This window comes from Pinisolibacter sp. DMC19, assembly GCF_056313985.1.
Map to the genome: position 1 here is coordinate 374,466 of NZ_JBQUZF010000003.1, position 22,154 is coordinate 396,619.

The 22,154-nt window shown below is 70.0% G+C and carries 21 protein-coding genes and 1 riboswitch; of the genes, 10 read left to right on the top strand and 11 right to left on the bottom strand.

Annotated features, from left to right (window positions below; genetic code table 11):
• Nucleotides 1-67 precede the first annotated feature (67 nt).
• The gene (locus ACT53U_RS09870; protein ID WP_476154593.1) at nt 68-1,267 is read right to left on the bottom strand and encodes an O-succinylhomoserine sulfhydrylase; all 1,200 of its coding nucleotides are present in this window, start codon (nt 1,265-1,267) and stop codon (nt 68-70) included.
• A gap of 70 nt (nt 1,268-1,337) precedes the next feature.
• Nucleotides 1,338-1,417: riboswitch (SAM riboswitch) on the bottom strand.
• 154 nt (nt 1,418-1,571) lie between these two features.
• Here ACT53U_RS09870 and ACT53U_RS09875 point away from each other — a divergent pair.
• The 3 genes from ACT53U_RS09875 (at nt 1,572) to ACT53U_RS09885 (ending at nt 4,645) form a co-directional block, all read left to right on the top strand.
• Complete coding sequence (locus ACT53U_RS09875; protein ID WP_476154594.1) at nt 1,572-2,681, top strand: 2'-deoxycytidine 5'-triphosphate deaminase; 1,110 nt, start codon at nt 1,572-1,574, stop codon at nt 2,679-2,681.
• Nucleotides 2,682-2,800: 119 nt separating this feature from the next.
• Entirely contained in the window at nt 2,801-3,487 is a 687-nt protein-coding gene (locus tag ACT53U_RS09880; RefSeq protein ID WP_476154596.1) for a DUF2076 domain-containing protein, read from the top strand.
• A 150-nt stretch (nt 3,488-3,637) separates the two neighbouring features.
• Nucleotides 3,638-4,645: a TerC family protein gene (locus tag ACT53U_RS09885; RefSeq protein ID WP_476154598.1), complete on the top strand. Its 1,008-nt coding sequence runs from the start codon at nt 3,638-3,640 to the stop codon at nt 4,643-4,645.
• 10 nt (nt 4,646-4,655) lie between these two features.
• On the opposite strand, the gene ACT53U_RS09890 is transcribed toward ACT53U_RS09885, so the two are convergent.
• From ACT53U_RS09890 to ACT53U_RS09905, 4 genes are all read right to left on the bottom strand, one after another.
• Nucleotides 4,656-5,138 carry a GNAT family acetyltransferase gene (locus tag ACT53U_RS09890; RefSeq protein WP_476154599.1) on the bottom strand — a complete coding sequence of 161 codons (483 nt, stop codon included), beginning with the start codon at nt 5,136-5,138 and terminating at the stop codon, nt 4,656-4,658.
• Between the two features lie 132 nt (nt 5,139-5,270).
• Complete coding sequence (locus ACT53U_RS09895; RefSeq protein ID WP_476154601.1) at nt 5,271-6,596, bottom strand: TRAP transporter large permease; 1,326 nt, start codon at nt 6,594-6,596, stop codon at nt 5,271-5,273.
• Complete coding sequence (locus ACT53U_RS09900) at nt 6,593-7,204, bottom strand: TRAP transporter small permease (protein WP_476154603.1); 612 nt, start codon at nt 7,202-7,204, stop codon at nt 6,593-6,595. The genes ACT53U_RS09895 and ACT53U_RS09900 overlap by 4 nt, the downstream gene beginning before the upstream one ends.
• 109 nt (nt 7,205-7,313) lie before the next feature.
• The gene (locus ACT53U_RS09905) at nt 7,314-8,300 is read right to left on the bottom strand and encodes a TRAP transporter substrate-binding protein (protein WP_476154605.1); all 987 of its coding nucleotides are present in this window, start codon (nt 8,298-8,300) and stop codon (nt 7,314-7,316) included.
• 147 nt (nt 8,301-8,447) lie between these two features.
• Between ACT53U_RS09905 and ACT53U_RS09910 the strand changes: the two genes are divergently transcribed.
• Nucleotides 8,448-10,442, top strand: coding sequence for a sensor histidine kinase (locus ACT53U_RS09910; protein ID WP_476154607.1), 1,995 nt, complete (start codon nt 8,448-8,450; stop codon nt 10,440-10,442).
• A complete protein-coding gene (locus ACT53U_RS09915) occupies nt 10,439-11,089 on the top strand; it encodes a response regulator transcription factor (RefSeq protein ID WP_476154609.1) in 651 nt (216 codons plus the stop codon). The genes ACT53U_RS09910 and ACT53U_RS09915 overlap by 4 nt, the downstream gene beginning before the upstream one ends.
• Here ACT53U_RS09915 and ACT53U_RS09920 read toward each other — a convergent pair whose 3' ends face one another.
• A complete protein-coding gene (locus tag ACT53U_RS09920; RefSeq protein WP_476154611.1) occupies nt 11,090-11,503 on the bottom strand; it encodes a tellurite resistance TerB family protein in 414 nt (137 codons plus the stop codon).
• A 179-nt stretch (nt 11,504-11,682) separates the two neighbouring features.
• Here ACT53U_RS09920 and ACT53U_RS09925 point away from each other — a divergent pair, with 179 nt between their 5' ends.
• A complete protein-coding gene (locus ACT53U_RS09925) occupies nt 11,683-13,332 on the top strand; it encodes a lysine--tRNA ligase (RefSeq protein WP_476154613.1) in 1,650 nt (549 codons plus the stop codon).
• Nucleotides 13,333-13,372: 40 nt separating this feature from the next.
• Here ACT53U_RS09925 and ACT53U_RS09930 read toward each other — a convergent pair whose 3' ends face one another.
• Nucleotides 13,373-14,074: a thermonuclease family protein gene (locus tag ACT53U_RS09930; RefSeq protein ID WP_476154615.1), complete on the bottom strand. Its 702-nt coding sequence runs from the start codon at nt 14,072-14,074 to the stop codon at nt 13,373-13,375.
• A 176-nt stretch (nt 14,075-14,250) separates the two neighbouring features.
• Nucleotides 14,251-14,826: a S24 family peptidase gene (locus tag ACT53U_RS09935; RefSeq protein ID WP_476154616.1), complete on the bottom strand. Its 576-nt coding sequence runs from the start codon at nt 14,824-14,826 to the stop codon at nt 14,251-14,253.
• Between the two features lie 228 nt (nt 14,827-15,054).
• Here ACT53U_RS09935 and ACT53U_RS09940 point away from each other — a divergent pair, with 228 nt between their 5' ends.
• The 4 genes from ACT53U_RS09940 to ACT53U_RS09955 all read left to right on the top strand — a co-directional run bounded on the left by ACT53U_RS09940 (nt 15,055) and on the right by ACT53U_RS09955 (nt 18,321).
• Complete coding sequence (locus tag ACT53U_RS09940) at nt 15,055-15,399, top strand: DUF952 domain-containing protein (RefSeq protein WP_476154618.1); 345 nt, start codon at nt 15,055-15,057, stop codon at nt 15,397-15,399.
• Complete coding sequence (locus tag ACT53U_RS09945) at nt 15,396-16,493, top strand: quinone-dependent dihydroorotate dehydrogenase (RefSeq protein ID WP_476154620.1); 1,098 nt, start codon at nt 15,396-15,398, stop codon at nt 16,491-16,493. The genes ACT53U_RS09940 and ACT53U_RS09945 overlap by 4 nt, the downstream gene beginning before the upstream one ends.
• A gap of 104 nt (nt 16,494-16,597) precedes the next feature.
• Nucleotides 16,598-17,530: a sulfite exporter TauE/SafE family protein gene (locus ACT53U_RS09950; RefSeq protein ID WP_476154622.1), complete on the top strand. Its 933-nt coding sequence runs from the start codon at nt 16,598-16,600 to the stop codon at nt 17,528-17,530.
• Nucleotides 17,527-18,321 carry a TIGR02186 family protein gene (locus tag ACT53U_RS09955; RefSeq protein WP_476154624.1) on the top strand — a complete coding sequence of 265 codons (795 nt, stop codon included), beginning with the start codon at nt 17,527-17,529 and terminating at the stop codon, nt 18,319-18,321. The genes ACT53U_RS09950 and ACT53U_RS09955 overlap by 4 nt, the downstream gene beginning before the upstream one ends.
• On the opposite strand, the gene pdeM is transcribed toward ACT53U_RS09955, so the two are convergent.
• Genes pdeM through ACT53U_RS09970 form a run of 3 tightly spaced genes read right to left on the bottom strand, consistent with a single transcriptional unit; the run spans nt 18,281 to nt 22,088 of the window.
• Complete coding sequence (gene pdeM / locus ACT53U_RS09960; RefSeq protein WP_476154626.1) at nt 18,281-19,036, bottom strand: ligase-associated DNA damage response endonuclease PdeM; 756 nt, start codon at nt 19,034-19,036, stop codon at nt 18,281-18,283. The genes ACT53U_RS09955 and pdeM overlap by 41 nt on opposite strands.
• Complete coding sequence (locus ACT53U_RS09965) at nt 19,033-21,735, bottom strand: ligase-associated DNA damage response DEXH box helicase (RefSeq protein ID WP_476154627.1); 2,703 nt, start codon at nt 21,733-21,735, stop codon at nt 19,033-19,035. The genes pdeM and ACT53U_RS09965 overlap by 4 nt, the downstream gene beginning before the upstream one ends.
• Nucleotides 21,732-22,088, bottom strand: a complete 357-nt coding sequence (locus tag ACT53U_RS09970) for a hypothetical protein (protein ID WP_476154629.1) — start codon at nt 22,086-22,088, stop codon at nt 21,732-21,734. Before ACT53U_RS09970 ends, ACT53U_RS09965 begins: the two co-directional genes overlap by 4 nt.
• Between the last annotated feature and the right edge of the window lie 66 nt (nt 22,089-22,154).

Consider the following 22,154-nt stretch of genomic DNA (forward strand, 5'->3'; position numbering starts at 1 on the left):
CGTCGCCGCCGCCATCATGCCGAATTGCGAGCCGGGCGCAATTCGGGGCGTCACAAGGGTCTTGCCGTCAGATCGCCTTGCGGGCGACCGCGACGGCGGCCGTCACGTCCTCGATCAGGTCCTCGATGTCCTCGAGGCCGACCGAGAGGCGCAGAAGGCCGTCGGAAATGCCGAGTTCGGCGCGCACCTCTGGCTTCAGCCGCTGGTGCGTCGTCGTCGCCGGATGGGTGATCAGGCTCTTGGCGTCGCCGAGATTGTTGGAGATGCGGATGATTTCCAGCGCGTTCGAGAAGGCGAAGGCGCCCTTCTTGGCCCCCTCGACCTCGAAGGCGATCAGGTTCGACCCGCCGCGCATCTGCTTCTTGGCGATCGCCGCGTTCGGATGGTCGGCGCGGCCGGGGTAGAGCACTTTGGCGATGCCGGGAAGGTCGGCGAGCACGTCGGCGAGGCGGGCGGCGTTGGCCGTCTGCTTCTCGACCCGGACGGCGAGCGTCTCGAGACCCTTCAGCATCACCCAGGCGTTGAAGGGCGACAGCGACGGGCCGGTCTGGCGGATGAAGACCTGGAGATGGTCCTCGACGAACTTCTTCGAGGCGAGCACCACGCCGCCGAGGCAGCGGCCCTGGCCGTCGATGTGCTTGGTCGCCGAATAGACGACGACGTCGGCGCCGAGCGCCAGCGGCGACTGCCACAGCGCGGTGGCGAAGACGTTGTCCACCACCAGACGCGCGCCGGCCGCATGGGCGATCTTCGCGATCGCCACGATGTCGTAGATCTCGAGCGTCGGATTGGTCGGGCTCTCGAGGAAGAACACCTTGGTGTTCGGCCGCGCCGCGTCCTTCCACTGGTCGAGGTCGGAGCCGTCGACCAGGGTGCAGCCGATGCCGAAGCGCGGACAGAGGTCTTCGACGATGTAGCGGCACGAGCCGAACAGCGCCTTGGCCGCGACGACGTGGTCGCCGGCCGAGAGCTGGCAGAGGATGGCGGCGGTGACCGCGGCCATGCCGGTCGCGGTGGCGCGGGCGGCCTCGGCGCCCTCGAAGGCGGCCATGCGGTCTTCGAACATCGAGACGGTCGGATTGCCGAAGCGCGAATACTGGTAACCGGGCGAGGTGCCGAGGAAGCGGGCTTCCGCCTCTTCCGCGTTCGCGTAGACGAAGCCCTGGGTCAGGAACAGCGCCTCGGAGGTCTCGGCATACTGCGAGCGCAGCACGCCGCCGTGGACGAGTTCGGTCGCGGGACGGCGGCGGCGGGGCGTTTCGGTCATCGTGTCTCTCCGATCCGTCTCCGGAGACGACCCCGGAAACGCAAAAACCCGGCCGACGGGTGCGGTCCGGGTTTTTCCCATCCCGACCCTTTTAGCGCGTTGTTTTACGTGGCGGCAAGCCGGCCGGCTCAAATGACCACGGTATCGGGATCGTCCATAATCCCGTCGCGCGGCCCCGTCAAATCAGAAGATGCTGATGGAGCGCGCCCAAACGGGCATGACCGCGACCGTTCCCCCAGTGGCATCCGCGCGTCGGATCGGCTAGGAAGCTCAATCGAGGTTTTCCGGGGATCGGGACGGCGTCATGCGTGCGGAAGTTGGGGCGGGCATCCTCGCGGTGCAGGACATTCGGGCACTCGCCGCGGCCGGCGGCATCGTCGCCGAGCGCCCCTTCGATGCCGACCAGATCCAGCCGGCGAGCCTCGACCTCCGGCTCGGCTGCACCGCCTTCCGCGTCCGCGCCTCCTTCCTGCCGGGTCCCGACCAGTCGGTCGACGACAAGGTCGAGGCGCTGCGCCTGCACGAGATCGACCTGACGCACGGCGCCGTGCTCGAGACCGGCTGCGTCTACATCGTGCCGCTGATGGAGGCGCTGAAGCTTCCCGCCGACGTCTCGGCCTCGGCCAATCCGAAGTCCTCGACCGGACGGCTCGACATCTTCACCCGCGTCATCTGCGATCGTGCCCGCGCCTTCGACACGATCCCGGCCGGCTACGAGGGCCCGCTCTATCTCGAGGTCAGCCCGCGGACCTTCCCGATCCTGGCGCGCGCCGGCTCGCGCCTGTCGCAGATCCGCTTCCGCCGCGGCGACGCCCGCCTGACCGACGCCGAGCTCGAGGCGGTCCATGCGAAGGAGACCATCGTCTCCGGCGACGACGCGGTGATCCACGGCGGCCTGACGCTGTCGATCGACCTCGAGGGTCGCGCCCCCTTCGCCGGCGGCGAGGGCAATCTCGTCGGCTACCGTGCGAAACGCCACACCGGCGTCGTCGATGTCGACCGCAAGAACGGTCTCGACGTGCTCGACTTCTGGGAGCCGATCGACAATCGCGGCCGTCGCTCGCTGATCCTCGATCCCGACGAGTTCTACATCCTCGTCAGCCGCGAGGCGGTCCACGTGCCGCCGGATTATGCCGCCGAGATGGTGCCCTTCGACCCGCTGGTCGGCGAGTTCCGCGTCCACTATGCCGGCTTCTTCGATCCCGGCTTCGGCCATGCGGGGGCGGGCGGTGCCGGTGCCCGCGCCGTGCTCGAGGTGCGCAGCCACGAAGTGCCCTTCATCCTCGACCACGGCCAGATCATCGGCCGTCTCGTCTACGAGCGCATGCGGGCGCGGCCCGAGGCGCTCTACGGCGAGACCGGGTCGAACTATCAGGCGCAGGGCCTGAAGCTCTCCAAGCACTTCCGCTCCTGACGCGGCCGAAAGGCGTCCGTCACGATCACGCCATCGTCGTGGTTCGAACTCTTGTCGGACGCGGAACGGCTCCCCATCTCCCGGGGACCGCGACCGCGCGGTGCGAGAGGATCACGTCGATGACGCCCGAGGAAGCCCAGATCATCCGTTCCGTCTTCGATCGCCTGAAGGCGACCGGCGCGAGCGCCCCCCGCGACGCGGAGGCCGAAGCGCTGGTCGAGGCGCTGATGAAGGCCGACCCGCAGGCCGGCGTCGGCCTCGTCCAGGCCCTCGTCGTGACAGAGCGTGCCCGTCAGGCCGCCGCGGCCCAAGTGGCCGCGCTGCAGCAGGACGTCGAGACCCTCCGTTCGCAGGGCGCGCCCGCCGCGGCCCCGCAGGGCGGCGGTCTCTTCGGCGGCCCGTGGGGCGCGCCGGCCCAGCCGCAGGCTCCCGTTCCGCAGGGCGGCCCCTGGGGTGGCCGCGGCCCGCAGCCCGGTCCGTGGGATGCCGGTCAGCAGCCGCAGGCCCAGCAGGGCGGCGGCTTCTGGAGTTCGGCGCTCCGCACCGGTGCCGGCGTCGCCGGCGGTCTCTTCGCCTTCGAGGCGGTCAAGGGCTTGTTCGGCGGGTCCGGCGCCCATGCCGCGACCGGCGCCGGCTTCTTCGATCAGCCGACCACGGTGGTCAACGAGACCGTCAACGTCTTCCAGAACGGTGGCGATCGCGGCCAGTCGGTCGACCCGGGCTACGACCCCGCCTCGAGCGGCGGCGGCCTCTTCGACGGCGACGGCGGCTTCGATGCCGGCGGCGACGACGAGGGCTGGTTCTGAGGATCTGTCGCGGGCGATCCCCGCGGCGCGCGCTCCCGGCGGACGTCCGCGCCCGCCGTTTCCATCATCGATCCGGGCCCCTCTGGTGGACGTCGTCGGCGCGTCCATGATGTCGGATCTCTCCTCCCGTAGCCGACCGGAGGAGAGATCATGCTCGAATTCGCGTCCCCGCTCTTCGCGCTCTGGCTCGGCACGCCCGTCTGGGCCTGGCTCGGCTTCCTCGCCGTCGTCGCCGGCCTGCTGGCCTTCGACCTCGGCCTCAACGATCGCTCCGATCGGGCGATGGGCATCGCCGAGAGCGTCCGCCTCTCGGCCTTCTACATCGCCTTCGGTCTCGCCTTCGGCGTCGCCGTCTGGGCCTGGCGCGGCGCCGACTCGGGCCTCGCCTACATGACCGGTTTCGCCCTCGAGAAGGCGCTGGCGCTCGACAACTTCTTCGTCATCGCGCTGATCTTCGGCCATTTCGCCGTACCGCCGGAGCATCGCCACCGCGTGCTCTTCTGGGGCATCGTCGGCGTCGTCGTGTTGCGCGGCCTGATGATCGGCCTCGGCGCGGCGCTGGTCGCCGAATTCGCCTGGATCCTGACGCTCTTCGCGGCCTTCCTGCTCTTCACCGGCGTCAAGATGCTCTTCGTCGGTGAGGAGAAGCGCGATCTCGGCGACGATCCGATCGTCCGCTTCGTCTCCCGCCTCTTCCCCGTCGCCCGCGACGGCGAACCCGGCCGCTTCTTCGTGCGCCGACCGCACGAGAAGAGCGGACGGCCGAGCCTGCACGTGACGCCGCTGTTCCTGGCGCTGGTGGCGATCGAACTCGCCGACGTCGTCTTCGCGGTCGACAGCGTGCCGGCGATCTTCGCCGTCACCACCGACCCGTTCATCGTCTACACCTCGAACATCTTCGCCATCCTCGGCCTGCGCGCGCTCTATTTCGCGCTCGCCGCGACGCTCGACCGCTTCCATCGCCTCAAGACGGCGCTGGCGCTGGTGCTGATCTTCATCGGCGCCAAGGTGATCGGTGCCGACCTCGCCGGCATCGAGAAGGTGCCCGCCGCGCTGTCGCTCGGCGTGACCATCGCCCTGCTCGGTCTCGGCGTGGTGTGGAGCCTGTGGGAGACGCGGCGGCGCCCCGCCGCCGTCGCCCCCGCCGCGGAGGAGTGACGCGCGCCGATCAGCGCGGAAGGTTCGCCGCCCAGGCGGCCTTCTGCGCCTTCTCGCGCTCGACCTTGTCTGGGTCGAGCGTGCGGTAGAGGCAGACGGAATGGGTGTCGGCGAAACCGAGCGCCTCGTAGAAGGCGAGGACGCCGGCATTCTCCTTGCGCACCAGGAGATTGATCTTCGGCACGCCGCGCGCCCGGCACCACGCTTCCGCCTCGCCGACGAGCCGCCGGCCGAGGCCGCCCAGCCGGGCTTCGGGGTCGACCGCGAGGTAGTAGACCGCGCCGCGGTGCCCGTCGTGGCCGATCATCACGGCGCCGACGATACGCTCCCCGTCGCGCGCCACCACCACCGCGCCGTGGCCGCTGTCGCGAGCGATACGGATGTCTTCGATCGGATCGTTCCACGGCCGGACGAGGCCGCAGCGCGACCACAGGTCGACCACGGCCGGGATGTCGGCGTCGGTGATCGGAGCGAGGGTGATGGCGTCGGTCATGAGGGGCTCTCCCGTCGGAAAGCGCCCGATCTATACCGTGCCGTGCGACACGTCCATGACGGCGCGATGCCGCAAGAAGAAGGGGCCGACGTCGCCGCCGGCCCCTTCCGTCCCGTTCGATCGCCCGAAGGCTCACATCATGCCGAGCATCCGCGGCAGGAACAGCGACAGCCCGGGCCAGTAGGTCACCAACGCCAGGAAGCAGAGCATGGTCAGCAGCCACGGCCACACCGCGACCGTCAGCTCGGTGATGCCCATCTTGGTGATGCCCGAGGCGACGTAGAGGTTGAGGCCGACCGGTGGATGGCACATGCCGACCTCCATGTTGACCACGATCAGGATGCCGAAATGCACAGGATCGATGCCGAGCCGGACGGCGACCGGGAACAGGATCGGCGCCATGATCAGCACGATCGACGAGGGCTCCATCACGTTGCCGGCGAGCAGCAGCAGGACGTTGACGAAGAGCAGGAAGCCGATCCAGCCGAGCCCCTGGCCGACCATCCACCCCGCCATCGCCTGCGGGATGTTCTCGCTCGTCATCAGGAAGGAGAACAGGACCGCGTTGGTGATGATGTAGAGCAGCATCGCCGACATCGAGGCGCTGTCGAGCAGCACCTTGCCGACGTCGCGCAGCCGCATGTCCTTGTAGACGAAGACGGCGATGACGAAGGCATAGACCGCGCTCATCGCGGCGGCTTCCGTCGGCGTGAAGGCGCCGGTGTAGATGCCGCCGATCACGATGACGATCAGGAACAGGCCCCAGAAGCTCTCGCCGAGCGCCTTGCCGCGCTCGGCCCAGGTCGCCTTGGGCAGACGCGGATAGTCGTTCTTCCACGCTCGATACCAGGTGGTGAGGCCGAGCAGGGTTGCCAGCATCAGGCCGGGGATGACGCCGGCGATGAACAGCTGACCGACCGAGGCCGAGGTCACGGTCTCGCCGTTCGGCCCCAGCGCGAGCTGACCCGAGGTCGCCACCGCATACATCACCATGACGATCGACGGCGGGATCAGGATGCCGAGGGCGCCCGAGGTGGTGATGACGCCGGCGCCGAAGCGCTTGGGGAAACCCTGCTTGACCATCGCCGGCAGGAGGATCGAGCCGATCGCCACCACCGTCGCCGGCGACGAGCCGGAGACCGCGGCGAAGAGGGCGCAGGCCATGACGCCGGCGAGGCCGAGGCCGCCGTACCAGTGGCCGACCATCGACGAGGCGAAACGGATCATCCGTCGCGCCACGCCGCCGTGGGTCAGGAAGTTGCCGGCGAGGATGAAGAACGGGATCGCCATGATCTCGAACTTCTCGATGCCGGTGAAGAGCTTCAGCGCGACGCTCTCGATCGGCACCGTCGTCATGGTGAAGAGGAAAGTCAGCACCGTGAGGCCGAGCGCGATCGAGATCGGCATGCCGGTCAGGAACAGGGCGATCAGCAGGGCGAAGATGATCAGGGCGCTCATGCCGCGGCTCCTTCGTCCTCGAGGCCGGCGACGTGGCCGTGGTCGTGTTTGGGCAGGGAGCCGGTCTTCCAGAACGAGACCGCGACCTGGAGAAAGCGGAAGCTCATCAGCCACGAGCCCAGCGGCACGCAGAGATAGACGATCCACATCGGGATCTCGAGATCGGCCGAGGTCTGGCCGGTCGCATACATCTCCATGACGAAGCGCGCGCCGAGCGCACCGACGATGCCGGTGAAGAGCGCGCCGCAGAAGAGGCCGAACAGGATGAAGGCGGTGCGGGAGCGGGTCCCGAGGCCGTTGATCAGCACGTCGACACCGACGTGGATGCCGGTGCGCACGCCATAGGCGGCACCGAACTTCGCCATCCACACGAACATGTAGATGCACAGTTCCTGTGCCCAGGTCAGGCTGAACCCGGCCATCCACTTGTAGATCGAGCGGATCACGCCGGCGAGCGTGGTCCACTCCATCGTGTTGGCGAAGCCGAGGAGCTTGGCGGCCGAGGACAGGCCGTAGCGATGGACCACGGCGACGAAGACGATGGTGGTGGCGGCGGCGATGAGGAAGGCGATGATCGCCTCCTCCAGCCGGTCGAGAAGTCGGAGCATGGCGAACCTCGCGTCGGAGGGCACGATCGGTCGCCGCCCCCGAGGGGTGAGGGCCGATCCGAGGACGATCCGATCGGCGGCCGCCCGAAGGACGGCCGCCGTCGAGGGATCATTCGCTGCCGGCGGCCTTGGCCATCTCGGCGATCAGGTCCTTGCCGATGCGCGAGCTCATCTCGGCCCAGACCGGCTTCAGCGCGGTGCGCCACGCCTTGACCTGATCCGGGGTGAGGGTGATGAACTCGGTCTTGCCGGCCGCCTTCATCGCCTCGACCGCGTCGGCGTTCTCCTTCTCGGCGATGTCGTTGGCGTAGGTGGTGGCCTCGGCGAGCGCCTTCTCGAGCTGGCCGCGGATGTCGGCGGGCAGGCCGTCCCAGAACTTCTTGTTCACGATCACCGCATAGCCGAGGTAGCCGTGCCGCGACAGCGTCGCGTACTTCTGCACCTCGTTCATCTTCTGGGTGTACATGTTCGAGGGCGGGTTCTCGGTGCCGTCGACGACGCCGGTCTGCAGCGCCTGATAGACCTCCGAGAAGGCCATGACCTGCGGCAGCGCGCCGAGCGCCTTCATCTGCGCCTCGAGCACCTTCGACGACTGGATGCGCATCTTCAGGCCGAGGAAGTCGTCGGGCATCCTGAGCGGCTTGTTGGCGCTCATGATCTTGAAGCCGTTGTCCCAGTAGGCGAGGCCGGTGATGCCCTTGGGCTCCAGCAGGGAGAGCAGCTTCTTGCCGATCGGGCCTTCCGTCACCTTCCGGAGGCCGGCGCGGTCGGGCAGGATGTAGGGCAGGTCGAAGGCCTCGAATTCCTTGACGCCGAGCGGGCCGAACTTGGCGAGCGAGGGCGCGAGCATCTGGACGGCGCCGAGTTGCAGCGCCTCGAGCTCTTCCTTGTCCTTGTAGAGCTGGGAGTTGGGATAGACCTCGACCTTCACCTTGCCGGCGGTGTATTTCTCGGCGAGTTCCTTGAAGCGGTCGGCGCCCTTGCCCTTGGGCGTGTTGGGCGCCACGACGTGGCTGAACTTGATGACGATGTCTTCGGCCTTGACCGGTGCCGCGACGAGCGCGACGAAAGCCAGCGCGATGGCGAAACGCTTCATTGTCTCTCTCCCTGATGTTCCTTGCCGTCCCCTCTGCGTGGGACTTCCGTCCGAGAAGGTAGTGCAACGGAGCCGGGCGAGGCTATCGTGGTTTTCCGCAATGCGCGCGCGGACCTCTCGCCGCACGACTTTCGTTCGAGGCCCGGTTTGACCGAAGAGACGCTCTCTCCCGCGCCGCCGAGCGCCGCCGACCGGCCTCTCGCCGCCGGCACGCGCCGCCGTCGCGATCTCTTCGTCGAGACCGCGCCGCTGGTCGTCGTCGCGCTGATCGTCGCCCTGCTCGCCGCCCTCGTCTGGATCGCCGACCGGCGCGAGCGCGAGGATGCCGGCGAGTCGCTGATCCGCGACGCGCTGTGGGTCGAGCAGGCGCTGCGCTTCCAGCTCGACGCCGCTCGCGACGCGCTGGAGCGCATCGGCATCGACATGGGCGCGGCGCGCCCGAACGAGGACGTGATCGCCGCCCGCCTGCGCACCCTGATCGCGACGCATCCGGAGATCGGCGAGGTCGAATGGCGCGACGATCTCGGCGCCGTCCGCGTCGCGGTGCCGCCCGACGCGCCGCCGATGACGAGCGACGCGCGCACCGCCGGCCTGCTGCGCGGCTTCGCCGAGCCGCGCCACGGCCCGGCCGGCGGCATCGCCGACCTGACCGTCCCGGTCTTCGACCACGACGTCCGCATCGGCCGGCTGACCGCCCACGTCCATCTCGACCGGCTGCTGGCGCTGCACGTGCCCTGGTGGATCTCGCAGCACAATCAGGTCTCGCTGGTCGACCGCGACGGCGCCGCGCTCGCCCGCAAGACGGCGATGAAGACCGAGCGCGGCGCCGCCCGCCACGGCCTCTCCTTCGATCCGCCGCTGCCCGGCGTGCAACTGGTGTTGATCGCCCACGGCGGCGGTTCGACCTTCCTGCGCAACCTGCTCGGCGCCGGCGTCATCGGACTGGCCGCCGCCGCGGTGGTCTCGCTCTTCGGCCTGATGCTGCACTATCGCCGCCGCCTGGTCGCCGAACGCAGTCTCGGCGAGGCGCTCGCCCTGCGTCGCGCCATGGAGGACAGCCTGACCGTCGGTATGCGCGCCCGCGACCTCGAGGAGCGCATCATCTACGTCAATCCGGCCTTCTGCCGGATGGTCGGCTGGGACGCGTCGGAACTGGTCGGCCACGAGCCGCCGCAGCCCTACTGGCTGCCCGAACTGGTCGACGAGACGCTGGAGCGCCACCGCGCACTCGGCCGCGGCGCGCTCGATGCGATCTCCTTCGAGACCCGCTTCCGTCGCCGCGACGGCGAGGTCTTCGACGTCCAGGTCTACGAGGCGCCGCTGATCGACGCCTCCGGCGTCCATCGCGGCTGGATGGGCTCGATCATCGACATCTCCGAGGCCAAGCGCATCGAGGAACGCGAGCGCCTTCAGGCCGAGAAGCTGACCCGCACCGGCCGCCTGATCTCGCTCGGCGAGATGGCCTCGACCATCTCCCACGAGCTCAACCAGCCGCTCGCCGCCATCGCCTCCTATGCCTCGGGCTGCCTGCACATCCTGCGCACCGGCCAGCCGCGCGAGGAACTGGTCGCCCCGCTCGAGAAACTCGACGCCCAGGCGCGCCGCGCCGGCGCGGTGATCCGGCGCGTCCACGACTTCGTGCGCAAGCGCGAGCCGGCCTTCGCCCGCATCGACCTCGCCGAACTGGTCGCCTCGCTCGCCGCCTTCGTCGCCCCCGACGCGCGCAAGCAGAAGGTCGAGATCGTCACGACGCTGCCCGAGGGACAGATCGCCGTGCGCGCGGACCGCATCCTGATGGAACAGGTGCTGCTCAACCTGATGCGCAACGGCATGGAGGCGATGGCTCAAGTCCCGCCCGCCGCGCGTCGGCTCGAGATCGAGGCCGAGCGCCACGCCGGCGCCGACGGCGACACGGTGGTCGTCACCGTCGCCGATCGCGGCGGCGGCATCGCGCCGGAGGTGGCCGAAAAGCTCTTCTCGCCCTTCTTCTCGACCAAGCCGGAGGGCATGGGCATGGGCCTGGCGATCTGCCGCTCGATCGTCGAACTCCACCGCGGCCGCCTGGAGTTTGCGCCGCGCGAGGGAGGGGGTACGGTGTTCTCGATCACGCTGCCCGCCGAGGCGGACGAGGCCCCCCGATGAGCGAGACAGCAGACCAGACCCGTACGCCCTCGACGGCCTCCGCCGTCCATGTCGTCGACGACGACCCGGCGGTGCGCGACTCGCTCGTCTGGCTGTTCCGTATGCGCGGCTTCGAGGTCGCCGCCTGGGAGAGTGGCGAGGCGTTCCTCGAAGGCATGGCCACGGGGGCTCTGCGCGGCTGCGTCCTGCTCGACGTGCGGCTCGGCGGCATGTCGGGGCTCGAGGTGCTCGACCGGCTGGAGGAGATGGGCTCGCACCTGCCGGTGATCGTGCTGACCGGCCACGGCGACGTGCCGGTGGCGGTCCATGCGCTGAAGAAGGGCGCCGTCGACTTCGTCGAGAAGCCCTTCGAGGCCGAGGACCTCGTCGACCGCGCCGGCCAGGCGCTCGAACTCGAGCGCCGCCGCCACGGAGCCGTCTCCGCCGCCCGTGAGGTCGAACGCCGCCTCGCCACCCTCTCGGGCCGTGAGCGCGAGGTGATGGAGCTGATGCTGCGCGGTCAGCTCAACAAGCAGATCGCCGACGATCTCGGCATCGCCATGCGTACCGTCGAAGTGCATCGCGCACGCATATTGGAGAAGTTCTCCGTGCGCTCGGCGGTGGAGCTGGCCGGTCTCCTGGCGGCGGTGCGTCGCGAGGAGGGGTGATCACATCCGGCGGAAACGCACCCGCGCCGAGCGCTCGATCGCGGCGGTGACCAGCGGATCGAGGTCGAAGGCGTCGCGGAGCATCTCGAGGAAGCGCAGCTCCTCCTGTCCCGCCACCAGATCGACCGCGGCAACCTCGACGGCGAGGGCGTAGGCGGTCTCGCGCAGCTTGTCGGGCAGCGCCGCCTTGGCGCGCTCGATGACGTGGACGAGGCCTTCGGAGGACTCCAGGATCTTGGCGGTCTCGGCGGCGATGTCGCCGAGGCGGGCGCGGTCGAAGCCCTCGAAGGCCGGCAGCGTCTCGACCAGCAGACCGATCTCGCCGATCTCGCTCTCGCTCATGGTGCGGTCGGCCATCGAGATGGTGACCATCAGGTGGACGAGGGCTTCGTGGGCGGAAAAGGTCTTCGGCATGGGGTCTCCGGCGCTCGTGCGTCTGGGTTTCGCCGCAAGCTAGGGTGCGAGGCGAGCGGATTCAAGGCGAAGAGCGGCGAAGCGGGCGTCGTCGTTGACGCTCCCGCGCCCGGGGTCTAGTGTCCGCCCTCGTTTTCGCGAGGCTTTCCGCCTTTCCACCCCCCCGAAGAGGATGACAGATGACCGCTCGGCCCCCGCGCGCGACCGACCTTTCCCCCGAGCTTCTCGCCGCCGCCGCCAAGACCAAGGCGTGGCCCTTCGAGGAAGCGCGGAAGATCGTCGCCCGGCTCGAGAAACATCCGAAGAAAGAAGTCCTCTTCGAGACCGGCTACGGCCCCTCGGGCCTGCCGCACATCGGCACCTTCGGCGAGGTCGCCCGCACCACCATGGTGCGCCATGCCTTCCATGTCCTGACGCAGAACCAGGTGCCGACCAAGCTCCTGTCGTTCTCCGACGACATGGACGGCATGCGCAAGGTGCCCGACAACATGCCGAACCAGGCGCTGCTCCACGCCAATCTCGGCAAGCCGCTGACCGTGGTGCCCGATCCCTTCGGCACGCACGAGTCCTTCGGCCACCACAACAACGCGATGCTGCGGCGCTTCCTCGACGCCTTCGGCTTCGACTACGAGTTCGCCTCGGCGTCCGACTACTACGCCCGCGGCGTCCTCGACGAGAAGCTGATGGTCATGCTCGCCCGTTACGACGAGGTCATGGCGATCATGCTGCCGACGCTGCGCGAGGAGCGGCAGAAGACCTACGCGCCCTTCCTCCCCGTCCATCCCGAGACCGGCTGCGTCATGCAGGTGCCGATCGACGAACGCGACGCCTCGAAGGGCACGATCGTCTGGACCGACCCCGACACCGGCAAGAAGTACGAGACCTCGATCCTGTCGGGCGGCTGCAAGGCGCAGTGGAAGCCCGACTGGGCGCTGCGTTGGGCCGCTCTCGACGTCGATTACGAAATGTCCGGCAAGGACCACATCGACAACGTCAAGACCTCGGGCAAGATCTGTCGCGTGCTCGGTGGCCGTCCGCCGGAAGGCTTCAACTACGAGCTCTTCCTCGACGACCAGGGCCAGAAGATCTCCAAGTCGAAGGGCAACGGCCTGACGATCGACGAGTGGCTGACCTATGCCTCGCCGGAGAGCCTGTCGCTCTTCATGTTCCGCGAGCCGAAGGCGGCGAAGAAGCTCTATTTCGACGTCATCCCGCGCAACGTCGACGAGTACTACCAGTTCCTCGACGCCTTCGACCGCCAGACGATCGATCAGAAGCTCTCCAACCCGGTGTGGCACATCCATTCGGGCGAGCCGCCGAAGAAGCACATGCCGGCGTCCTTCTCGATGCTGATGAACCTCGTCTCGGCCTCGAATGCCGAGGACCGCGACGTGCTGTGGGGCTTCATCAGGCGCACGGCGCCCGACGTCACGCCCGAGAACGCGCCGGAACTCGACCGTCTGGTCGGCTACGCGATCCGCTACTTCCACGACTTCGTGAAGCCGACCAAGGTCTTCCGCACGCCCGACGACGCCGAGCGCGGTGCCCTCGCGGCGCTGGACGCGGCACTCGCGGCGCTGCCGGCGGAGGCGGAAGCCGACGTGATCCAGACGGCGGTCTTCGACGTCGGCCGCGCCCACTTCCCCGACCCGGCCAAGAAGGGCCCGGACGGCGGACCCGGCGTGTCGCTGAACTTCTTCGCCGGCCTCTACCAGATCCTGCTCGGCCAGGAGAAGGGTCCGCGCTTCGGCTCCTTCGTGGCGCTCTACGGCATCGCCGAGACCCGCGCCCTGATCGCCAAGGCGCTCGCCGGCACGCTCGAGGCGTGACGTCGGATCCGGCGGAGGCTTCGCGCCGCCGGCGTCAATCTCATTCGGCGCCGGTCGTTCCGCGAGACGGGGTGGCCGGCGTCGTCGTTTCGTCGCGGCCTTCGGCGAGCGGCGCGCTCGTCGGATCGGGCGGCACGCCGCCGCGCCATTCGTAGACCGGCATCGCCGCCGGCGGCGGCGCCGAGCCCCAGATACCGAGGCCGGCCTCGCGCGCCTGTCTCTCCGCCTCGGCGAAGCGGCCGTCGTCGCCCGCCCGCGCCCAGCCGCTCGCCACGAAGCGCTCCGCCACGTCGCCGCCGGCGAGGAAGCGGCACGACGCCTCGAAGCGCCCCGCCCGCGCCTCCGGCGGGATCGGGCAGACGACCGCCTTCATTCGGACGAGAAGCCGCAGCGCCAAGAGCGCCCGCCGGCCGCAGGCCCAGCGCGCGCCCGTGGCGTCGGTGCAGGTCTCGTCGAGCGGCAGCGCCGCGACACCGGCGAGATGCACCCGGATGCCGCCGACCCGCAGCTCCTCGGCGCTCTCCACCACCACCGGCCCGAGCCGCCGATCGACCGGCGCGCCCGGCGGCGGCTTCGGCTTCTTCGGCAGCTCGATGCGTTGCGGCGGGGCGTCGAAACGTGGCGGTGGCGAGATCCCCGGCCCGCCGATGATCCGCACCTCGCCCGCCGAGGCGGGATGCCCCGCGGCGAGGAGGACGAGCAGGGCGAGCGGAGGAAAGGCCGGGATGGTGATCGATGTCACGCGACCACCGTTCGCCTTCACCCTGAGGTGCCCGACCGAAGGGAGGGCCTCGAAGGGCGAAGGCTCGACGGGCCGTGCCTCTCGGCCCTTCGCCCTTCGAGGCTCGCTTCGCTCGCACCTCAGGATGAAGGGCCTCCGCGAGGCTCCAATGGCGCCGAGCATCGCGCCCGCCCCCCTCATTGGCTCGCCCACAGGATGCGCGCGAGGCCGGCGATGCGGCCGGCGGTGAGCACCTCGGCGTCGCCGCCGACGATCGGGGCGAAGGCGAGGCCGTCCTCGGCGCGGCCGGCGAAGATGCGGGCGACCGGCGGGCCGCGATCGATCCTGAGCACGACGCGGTCGCCGGGGCGGATCGGTTCGCCGTCGGAGACGATCAGCACGTCGCCCGCCCGGTAGAGCGGCAGCATGGCATCGTCGGCGACGCGCAGCGCCGAGCGGCCGAGGGGCTCGGTCGCGAGCATCGGCCCCGCCTCCTCGGCGAAGCCGACGGCCTCGTTCGGCCGGATCGTCTCGCCGTCGATCAGGTGGACCAGCTCCCACAGCGGCGATCCGGTCGCCGCCAGAATCTTGGCGATCGACTCGGTCGACGGCCAGCGCGGCCGTCCGTCGGCGGTGAAACGCTTGGAACGGTTGAAGGCGGTGGCATCGAGGCCGGCGCGCCGGGCGAGGCCGGACGGGCTGAGGCCGTGTCGCGCGGCGATCGCGTCGATCGCCGCCCAAAGCCGTTCGTGTCTGGTCCTGGACCGTTCCATCGGTCTCTCCGCCTCGTTTCCCACCGCGCTCCGAACGGGCACGCCATCATTGACCGATTCGCATGCTCCGCCGATAGTGCGTAATCAATCGCAGGTTGAGTCCCTTCTCGTCTCCCCTCGTTCGCGCCGACTTGCGGCGGCGGCGTGCGGCGACTAGGGTCCGCCTCGCCCGTTCCACGGCTCCGGCGACGCCGCCGCGGTGCCCGACGGCAGCGAGGATGGCGCCCGATGCCCACGCTCTACAAGATCACCGGACGCGACGAATGGGCCGAGGCGGTGGCGCGCGGCGTCTTCGCCGGCGCCCCCGTCGATCTCGCCGACGGCTTCATCCATTTCTCGACCGCCGCGCAGGTCGCCGAGACGGCGGCACGCCATTTCGCCGGCCGCACCGATCTCCTCCTCGTGGCGCTCGCCGACACCCCCTTCGGCGCCGCGCTGAAGTGGGAGCCGTCGCGCGGCGGCGCGCTCTTCCCTCATCTCTACGGCACCTTCGCACCGAGCGACGCGCTGCGGGTCGTCGACCTGCCGCTCGGCCCCGACGGCCGCCACCTCTTCCCGGAGCTCGAACCGTGATCGACCTCTACGGCCTCGCCCGTCCCTTCGTCTTCCGCCTCGATCCCGAGATCGCCCACACGCTGACCGTCAAGGCGCTGGCGACCGGCGTCGTGCCGAAGTGCAACCGCCCGGTCGATCTCCGGCTCGAGACCCGGCTGTGGGATCTCGCCTTCCCCAATCCGGTCGGCATCGCCGCCGGTCTCGACAAGAACGCCGAGGCCCCCGACGGCCTGCTGGCGCTCGGCTACGGCGCCGTCGAGGTCGGCACGGTGACGCCGCTCGCCCAGCCCGGCAATCCGAAGCCGCGGCTCTTCCGCCTCGTCGAGGACCGTGCGGTGGTCAACCGCTTCGGCTTCAACAACGAGGGCCACGCGGCCATGCGCGCCCGGTTGATGCGCCGTCGCGGCCGCGGCGGCCTCGTCGGCGTCAACATCGGCGCCAACAAGGAGAGCCCGGACCGCATCGCCGACTATGTCGCCGGCATCCGCGCCTTCGCCGATCTCGCCTCGTGGTTCACGGTCAACGTCTCCTCGCCCAACACGCCGGGCCTGCGCGATCTCCAGGCCAAGGACCAGCTCGACGATCTGCTCGGTCGCGTCGTCGCCGCCCGCGACGAGATCGCCGCGACCGGTGCCCGCCGCGTGCCGGTACTGCTCAAGATCGCTCCCGACATGACGCAGGAGGGCCTCGCCGATGTCGCCGAGGTGGCGCTCGCCCGCGCCGTCGACGGTCTCGTCGTCTCCAACACCACGCTCGACCGCAAGGGTCTGCGTTCGGCCCAGTCGGCCGAGACCGGCGGCATGTCCGGCCGGCCGCTGTTTCATCGCTCGACGGTGATGCTCGCCCGCATGCGCAGGCTCGTCGGCCCCGATCTGCCGCTCGTCGGCGTCGGCGGCATCGACTCGCCCGAGACCGCGATCGAGAAGATCGCCGCCGGTGCCAACCTGGTGCAGGTCTATTCCGGCCTCGTCTACGAGGGGCCGCAACTGGTCGAGCGCATTCTCGCCGGCCTCTCGGACCATCTGACCCGCGTCGGGATGAAGCGGCTCTCCGATCTCGTCGGCACCCGCACCGACGACTGGGCGGCGCGCGATCCGGAAGCCGGCCGATGAAGTCGCTCGGGGGCCTGCTTCGTGTCACCATGACGACGGATTCGCCACGTACCCCGGTGGGCGTGCGTGCCCGTCCGATCCACCCCGCACGCCCGGTGTGACCGATGCTGCTCTACCTGCCCGTCGCCGAATGGCCCGTGAACATGTTCATGATCTTCGGCGTCGGTGCGGCGGTGGGGTTCATCTCGGGCATGTTCGGCGTCGGCGGCGGCTTCCTCCTGACGCCGCTTCTCGTCTTTTCCGGCATTTCGCCGGCGGTCGCGGTCGCCTCGGTCTCGGCCCAGGTGGCGGCCTCGTCGGCGTCGGCAGCGCTCGGCTACTGGCGGCGCAAGTCGATCGACTGGAAACTCGCCACCTGGCTGCTCCTGTCGGGCATGGTGGGATCGACCATCGGCGTCGTCGTCTTCTCGGCCCTGCGCGGCATCGGCCAGCTCGATCTGGTGATCGCCCTCTGCTACGTCGTGCTGCTCGGCTTCATCGGCGCCTTCACGACGCGTGAGGCGATCGGCACCATTCTCGCCAACCGCGGCCCGGTTCCACCGCCGCCGCCGGTGCGTCGGCCCGACGGCTGGATGCAGTCGCTGCCGCTCAAGGTGGTCTTCCCGCGCTCGCGGCTGGTCGTCTCGGCGATCCCAGTGGTGGCGCTCGGCGTGATCGTCGGCTTCTTCGGCACGCTGCTCGGCATCGGCGGCGGCTTCATGATCGTGCCGGCGCTGATCTACCTGCTCAAGGTGCCGACCTCGATCGTCGTCGGCACCTCGCTCGTCCAGATGGGCGCGACCATGGTCTTCGCCACTTTCCTTCAAGCGGCGACCAACCGGACGGTCGACATCGTTCTCGCCTTCCTCCTGATGGTCGGCGGCGTCATCGGCGCCCAGTTCGGCCAGCAGATCGGCCAGCGCCTGCGTGGCGAGCAGCTGCGCGCCCTGCTCGGCCTGCTCATTCTCGCCGTCGGCATCCGCTTCGCCGTCGAACTGGTGCTGACCCCGGCCGATCCCTACACGCTGCGCGTCATCCTCGGGGGAGCGACGCCATGACCGGGGGAACGCCGCGCCGTCGCGTCGCCGCGCTCACGCTCCTCGCGCTCGCCGCGACGGCCTTCGCACATCCGGCTGCGGCCGAGGCGCTGGTCTTCGAACCCTCGACCCGTCGCGTCGAGATCACCTCGAACTTCTCCGGCACCACGCTGACCGTCTTCGGCACCATCGAACGCGATGCCGCGACCGTCGGCCGTTCGGCGGGTTGGGAGCTGGCGGTGACGCTGGTCGGGCCGAACCACACGCTGGTCACCCGCCGCAAGGAACGCACCCTCGGCATCTGGATCAACCGCGAGGGCCGCACCTATGTCGCGCCCTCCTACTACGCCGTCGCCACCACCCGGCCGATCGCCGAACTGGCGACGCCCGAGGCGCTGAAGGGCGCGCAGGTCGGTCTCGACGCGCTGATCCTGCCGGAATCGATCCCCGGTGGCATCGAGGTGATGGCCGGCACGCCCGACTTCCGCGAGGCCTTCCTGCGTCTCCAGCGTGCCGCCGGCCACTATGCCGAATATCCCGGAGGCATCCGCCGGATGGGCGAGACCCTATGGGCGACGACCCTGCCGATCCCCGCCGACGTGCCGGTCGGCGCCTATCGCGTCCGGGCGATCCTCTTCGCCGACGGCGGCCAGATCGCCGAGGGCGAGACGTCGATCGAGGTCGCCAAGAGCGGCTTCGAGAGCACGGTCGCCGATCTCGCCGCCCACCGTCCGGTGCTCTACGGCATCGCCTCGGTGTTGATCGCGCTCCTCACCGGCTGGCTCGGTGGGGTTCTCTTCCGCCGCGACTGACGCCGAGCCCGACGATCGACCGCGCCGGCATGGCGTGGACGCGGCCCTCGCCGAGCAGATGGACGACGAGGTTCGACCGAGCGAAGAGCCCGGCGAAGGCCCGCGAGGCGACGTCGAGCCCGCCGGCGAGGCTGCCGTAGGCCGGCAGGATCAGCCGCCGCCCGTCGCCGGCGAAGCAATGCCGCCTGACCGTGCCGCTCGCCACCTTCACCCGCGCCGCCGGATGGAGATGGCCGGCGAGTTCTCCGGCGGACGCAGGGTCCGCGCCCGGCCGCGGCTCGTGGCGGAAGACCAGGGCGCCCATCGCCAGTTCGGCGACCCGTTCGCCGCCGATCGCGCCGGTGAGCGCCGCGTCGTGATTGCCGTCGACCCACAGCCATTCGCGGCCCGCCTGCAGCGCCGAGAGCCGCGCCCGCGCCCCCTCTTCCAGTCGTTCGACGGCGTGAGGATCGTGGAAGGCGTCGCCGAGCGAGATCACGCGGGCGGGGGCGAGGGCGGCGACGTCGGCCTCGAGCCGGGCGAGCGTCGCATGGGTGTCGAAGGGCGGCAGCAGCGAGCCGCGCCGGGCGAAGGACGAGGCCTTCTCGAAATGCAGGTCGGCGACGACGAGTGTCCGCGTGGCCGCCCACCACGCCGCGCCCGAGGGCAGGCCGACGAGCACCTCGCCCGCGATCTCGATCCGGCTGCCGCCGAAGGGCTCCGCCGCGCCCGTCATTCCGTCGCCTCCCGCATCAGGGCTTCCGCCGCTTCCGCCAACATGTCCTCGCCCGCCGACCCCGGCACCGGTTCGCGGCCGATCTCGGAGAGCACCGGCACCGCGAGCGGCGAGATCCGATCCAACCGCACGTGCCGCACCTTGCCTCTGACCCGCGCCAGCATGTCGGCGAGACGCCGGACGTCGAGCAGCCCATGGGCGGCGTCGGCGCGAGTCGCTTCGATCAGGATGTGGTCGGGCTCGTGCGCGCGCAACACGTCGAAGACGAGATCGGTCGAGGCGGTCATCTGCCGCCCGCTCTTCTCCTTGCCGGGATGCCGGCGCTCGACGAGGCCGGCGATGATGGCGCAGTTGCGGAAGGTGCGTTTCAGCATCATCGATTCGCCGAGCCACGCCTCGAGATCGTCGCCGAGCATGTCCTCGTCGAAGAGTTCGGCGAGCGACGGGCGACGGCGTTCGAAGGTGGTCCCGAGATCGACCGCCGCCCAGACGCTCAGGCAATAGTCGTTGGCGACGAAGCCCATCGGCCTCAGTCCCGCCCGCTCCATCCGCCGTGTCAGCAGCATGCCGAGCGTCTGGTGGGCGAGCCGGCCCTCGAAGGCATAGGTGACCATGTGGAAACGGTCGCCGTGCGGGAAGGTCTCGACCATCAGCTCGGTCTTCGACGGCAGACGCGAATGCTCGCGTTGCAGCTCGAGCCAGATGCGGACCTGTTCGGGCAGGGCGCCCCAGTGGCCAGGATCGGCGAGGAGCCCGCGCACACGTTCGGCGAGATGGGTCGAGAGCGGGAACTTGCCGCCCCAATAGGACGGGATCTTCGGATCGCGCCCCTTGGCGCGGGAGACCAGCGCCTCGTTCTCGCGCAAGCCGACGAAGCGCAGCACTTCGCCGCCGAACAGGAACGTGTCGCCGGAGGTCAGCGTCTCGAAGAAATACTCCTCCATCTCGCCCAGCACCTTGCCGCCGAACCGCGGCATCCGGCCCTTGTCGCCCGAGACGAGGCGGACCTTGACCATCGGCATCTCGACGATGGTGCCGACGTTGAGCCGCCACTGCTGCGCGACCTGAGGATTGGCGACGCGCCACAGCCCTTCCTTCGTCCGCCGGATCTTGGCGTAGCGCTCGTAGACGCGCAGCGCGTAGCCGCCGGTCGCGACGAAGTCGACCACCCGATCGAAACGTTCGCGCGTCAGCCCGCGATAGGGCAGCGCCGAGGTGACTTCCGCGAAGAAGGCGTCGTCGCCGAAGGGAGACGCGACGGCGCGGCCGAGGACGTGCTGGGCGAGCACGTCGAGCGCGCCCGCCCGGATCGCCGGGGTGTCCTGCGTGCCTTCCGCATTGGCCTCGCGGGCGGCGAGGCATTCGAGCACCTCGAAGCGGTTGGCCGGAACGAGCAGCGCCCGGCTCGGCTCGTCGAGCCGGTGGTTCGATCGGCCGATGCGTTGGGCGAGGCGGCTCGCCCCCTTCGGCGCGCCGACGTGGATGACGAGATCGACGTCGCCCCAGTCGATGCCGAGATCGAGCGTCGAGGTGGCGACGACCGCATCGAGACCCTTCGGTCCGCCGCCCGCCGCCATCGCGGCTTCCACCCTTCGGCGCTGGGCGACGTCGAGCGAGCCGTGATGCAACGCGATGCGCAGCCCCGCGTCGTTCGCCGCCCACAGGTCCTGGAACACGAGTTCGGCCTGGGCGCGGGTGTTGACGAAGACGATCGAGGTCTTGGCCCGCGCGATCGCCTCGAGCACCGACGGGATGGCATGGCGGGCGAGATGGCCCGACCAAGGGATGCGCACGTCCGGATCGAGGACCTCGACGATCGCCGGAGCGCCGGGCGGTGCCATCACGAGATCGGCCTCGCGGCGCGGACCGTCGGGGGCCTGTGCCACCAGCCAGGCGGCGAGTTCGGCCGGATCGGCGACGGTCGCCGACAGCCCGACCGCCCGGAGCCCCGGTGAGAGCGCGCGGAGCCGGGCGAGGCCGAGGGCGAGGAGATCGCCGCGTTTCGACGTCACCAGCGCGTGCAGCTCGTCGAAGATCACGCATTCGAGCGCGCCGAAGAGATCCTCCGCCTCGCGCGACCCGAGCAACAGCGCCACCTGTTCCGGCGTCGTCATCAGGATGTCGGGCGGATCGTATTTCTGCCGCTGCCGCTTGTGGGCGGAGGTGTCGCCGGTGCGGGTCTCGACCCGGATAGGAAGCCCCATCTCGGCGATCGGCGTCTCGACGTTGCGGGCGACGTCGACGGCGAGCGCCTTGAGCGGCGAGACGTAGAGCGTGTGGATGCCCCGCCGCTTCACGCCGCGGCCCTCGACGGCGAGCTTCTGCTTCGGCTGCCCGGCCAGCGACACCAGCGACGGCAGGAAGCCCGCGAGCGTCTTGCCGGCACCGGTCGGGGCGACGAGGAGGACGGAGCGGCCGTCGCGTCCGGCCTCGACGAGGCGCGCCTGATGCGGGCGGAGCCGCCAGCCGCGCGCGGCGAACCAGCCGGCGAAGGGCTCCGGCAGAGGCACGTCGGGGGAGGGGGCGGCGGTCGCGGTCACGCTCCAGAGGTAGACGTCGCCGGTCGCGCCGTCGAGGGGCGGAACGCGGCCGGCGGGATCGCGAAACGACGAAGGGCCGGAACCCTTGCGGGATCCGGCCCTCGGCGAAGGTCGTCTCCGGGCATCCGATGGCGGTCGGTGCCCGGGGACGGCGATCATGGATCGCAGTCCTTGTACTCGTACGGCTTGCCGTACATGTCGTACTTGATCAGCGTGCGGCAGGCGGTGCCGCGACGGGTGGGACGATAGTCGTCCTCGTAGTAGACGCGGCGCGGCGGGGCGCGGCGGACGACGTATTCGTCGTCGTAGTAGTCGGGCTGGTTGGCGTTGGCGATCGCCGAGCCGACGATCAGGCCGCCGACGATGCCGAGCGCCGCGGCTGCCGCGGCATCGCCGCCGCCACCGCCGTGATGGTGATGGCGCCGCCACTCTTGGGCTTCGGCGCCGGTGGAAACGGCGAGGGCACCGCCGAGCGTCGCGGCGATCATCAGGCCGGTGACGAACTTCTTCATGGTCTTCCTCCATGCCGCCGGTGGGCGGTCGTTGTTCTGTCGGATGCTCCGCCCCTGGCGACGCGT

Excerpts from the sequence above, each read along its gene's own strand:
- ACT53U_RS09870 (WP_476154593.1), bottom strand. The coding sequence starts at position 1,267 with ATGACCGAAACGCCCCGCCGCCGCCGTCCCGCGACCGAACTCGTCCAC.
- ACT53U_RS09875 (WP_476154594.1), top strand. The coding sequence starts at position 1,572 with ATGCGTGCGGAAGTTGGGGCGGGCATCCTCGCGGTGCAGGACATTCGG.
- ACT53U_RS09880 (WP_476154596.1), top strand. The coding sequence starts at position 2,801 with ATGACGCCCGAGGAAGCCCAGATCATCCGTTCCGTCTTCGATCGCCTG.
- ACT53U_RS09885 (WP_476154598.1), top strand. The coding sequence starts at position 3,638 with ATGCTCGAATTCGCGTCCCCGCTCTTCGCGCTCTGGCTCGGCACGCCC.
- ACT53U_RS09890 (WP_476154599.1), bottom strand. The coding sequence starts at position 5,138 with ATGACCGACGCCATCACCCTCGCTCCGATCACCGACGCCGACATCCCG.
- ACT53U_RS09895 (WP_476154601.1), bottom strand. The coding sequence starts at position 6,596 with ATGAGCGCCCTGATCATCTTCGCCCTGCTGATCGCCCTGTTCCTGACC.
- ACT53U_RS09900 (WP_476154603.1), bottom strand. The coding sequence starts at position 7,204 with ATGCTCCGACTTCTCGACCGGCTGGAGGAGGCGATCATCGCCTTCCTC.
- ACT53U_RS09905 (WP_476154605.1), bottom strand. The coding sequence starts at position 8,300 with ATGAAGCGTTTCGCCATCGCGCTGGCTTTCGTCGCGCTCGTCGCGGCA.
- ACT53U_RS09915 (WP_476154609.1), top strand. The coding sequence starts at position 10,439 with ATGAGCGAGACAGCAGACCAGACCCGTACGCCCTCGACGGCCTCCGCC.
- ACT53U_RS09920 (WP_476154611.1), bottom strand. The coding sequence starts at position 11,503 with ATGCCGAAGACCTTTTCCGCCCACGAAGCCCTCGTCCACCTGATGGTC.
- ACT53U_RS09925 (WP_476154613.1), top strand. The coding sequence starts at position 11,683 with ATGACCGCTCGGCCCCCGCGCGCGACCGACCTTTCCCCCGAGCTTCTC.
- ACT53U_RS09935 (WP_476154616.1), bottom strand. The coding sequence starts at position 14,826 with ATGGAACGGTCCAGGACCAGACACGAACGGCTTTGGGCGGCGATCGAC.
- ACT53U_RS09940 (WP_476154618.1), top strand. The coding sequence starts at position 15,055 with ATGCCCACGCTCTACAAGATCACCGGACGCGACGAATGGGCCGAGGCG.
- ACT53U_RS09950 (WP_476154622.1), top strand. The coding sequence starts at position 16,598 with ATGCTGCTCTACCTGCCCGTCGCCGAATGGCCCGTGAACATGTTCATG.
- ACT53U_RS09955 (WP_476154624.1), top strand. The coding sequence starts at position 17,527 with ATGACCGGGGGAACGCCGCGCCGTCGCGTCGCCGCGCTCACGCTCCTC.
- pdeM (WP_476154626.1), bottom strand. The coding sequence starts at position 19,036 with ATGACGGGCGCGGCGGAGCCCTTCGGCGGCAGCCGGATCGAGATCGCG.
- ACT53U_RS09965 (WP_476154627.1), bottom strand. The coding sequence starts at position 21,735 with ATGATCGCCGTCCCCGGGCACCGACCGCCATCGGATGCCCGGAGACGA.
- ACT53U_RS09970 (WP_476154629.1), bottom strand. The coding sequence starts at position 22,088 with ATGAAGAAGTTCGTCACCGGCCTGATGATCGCCGCGACGCTCGGCGGT.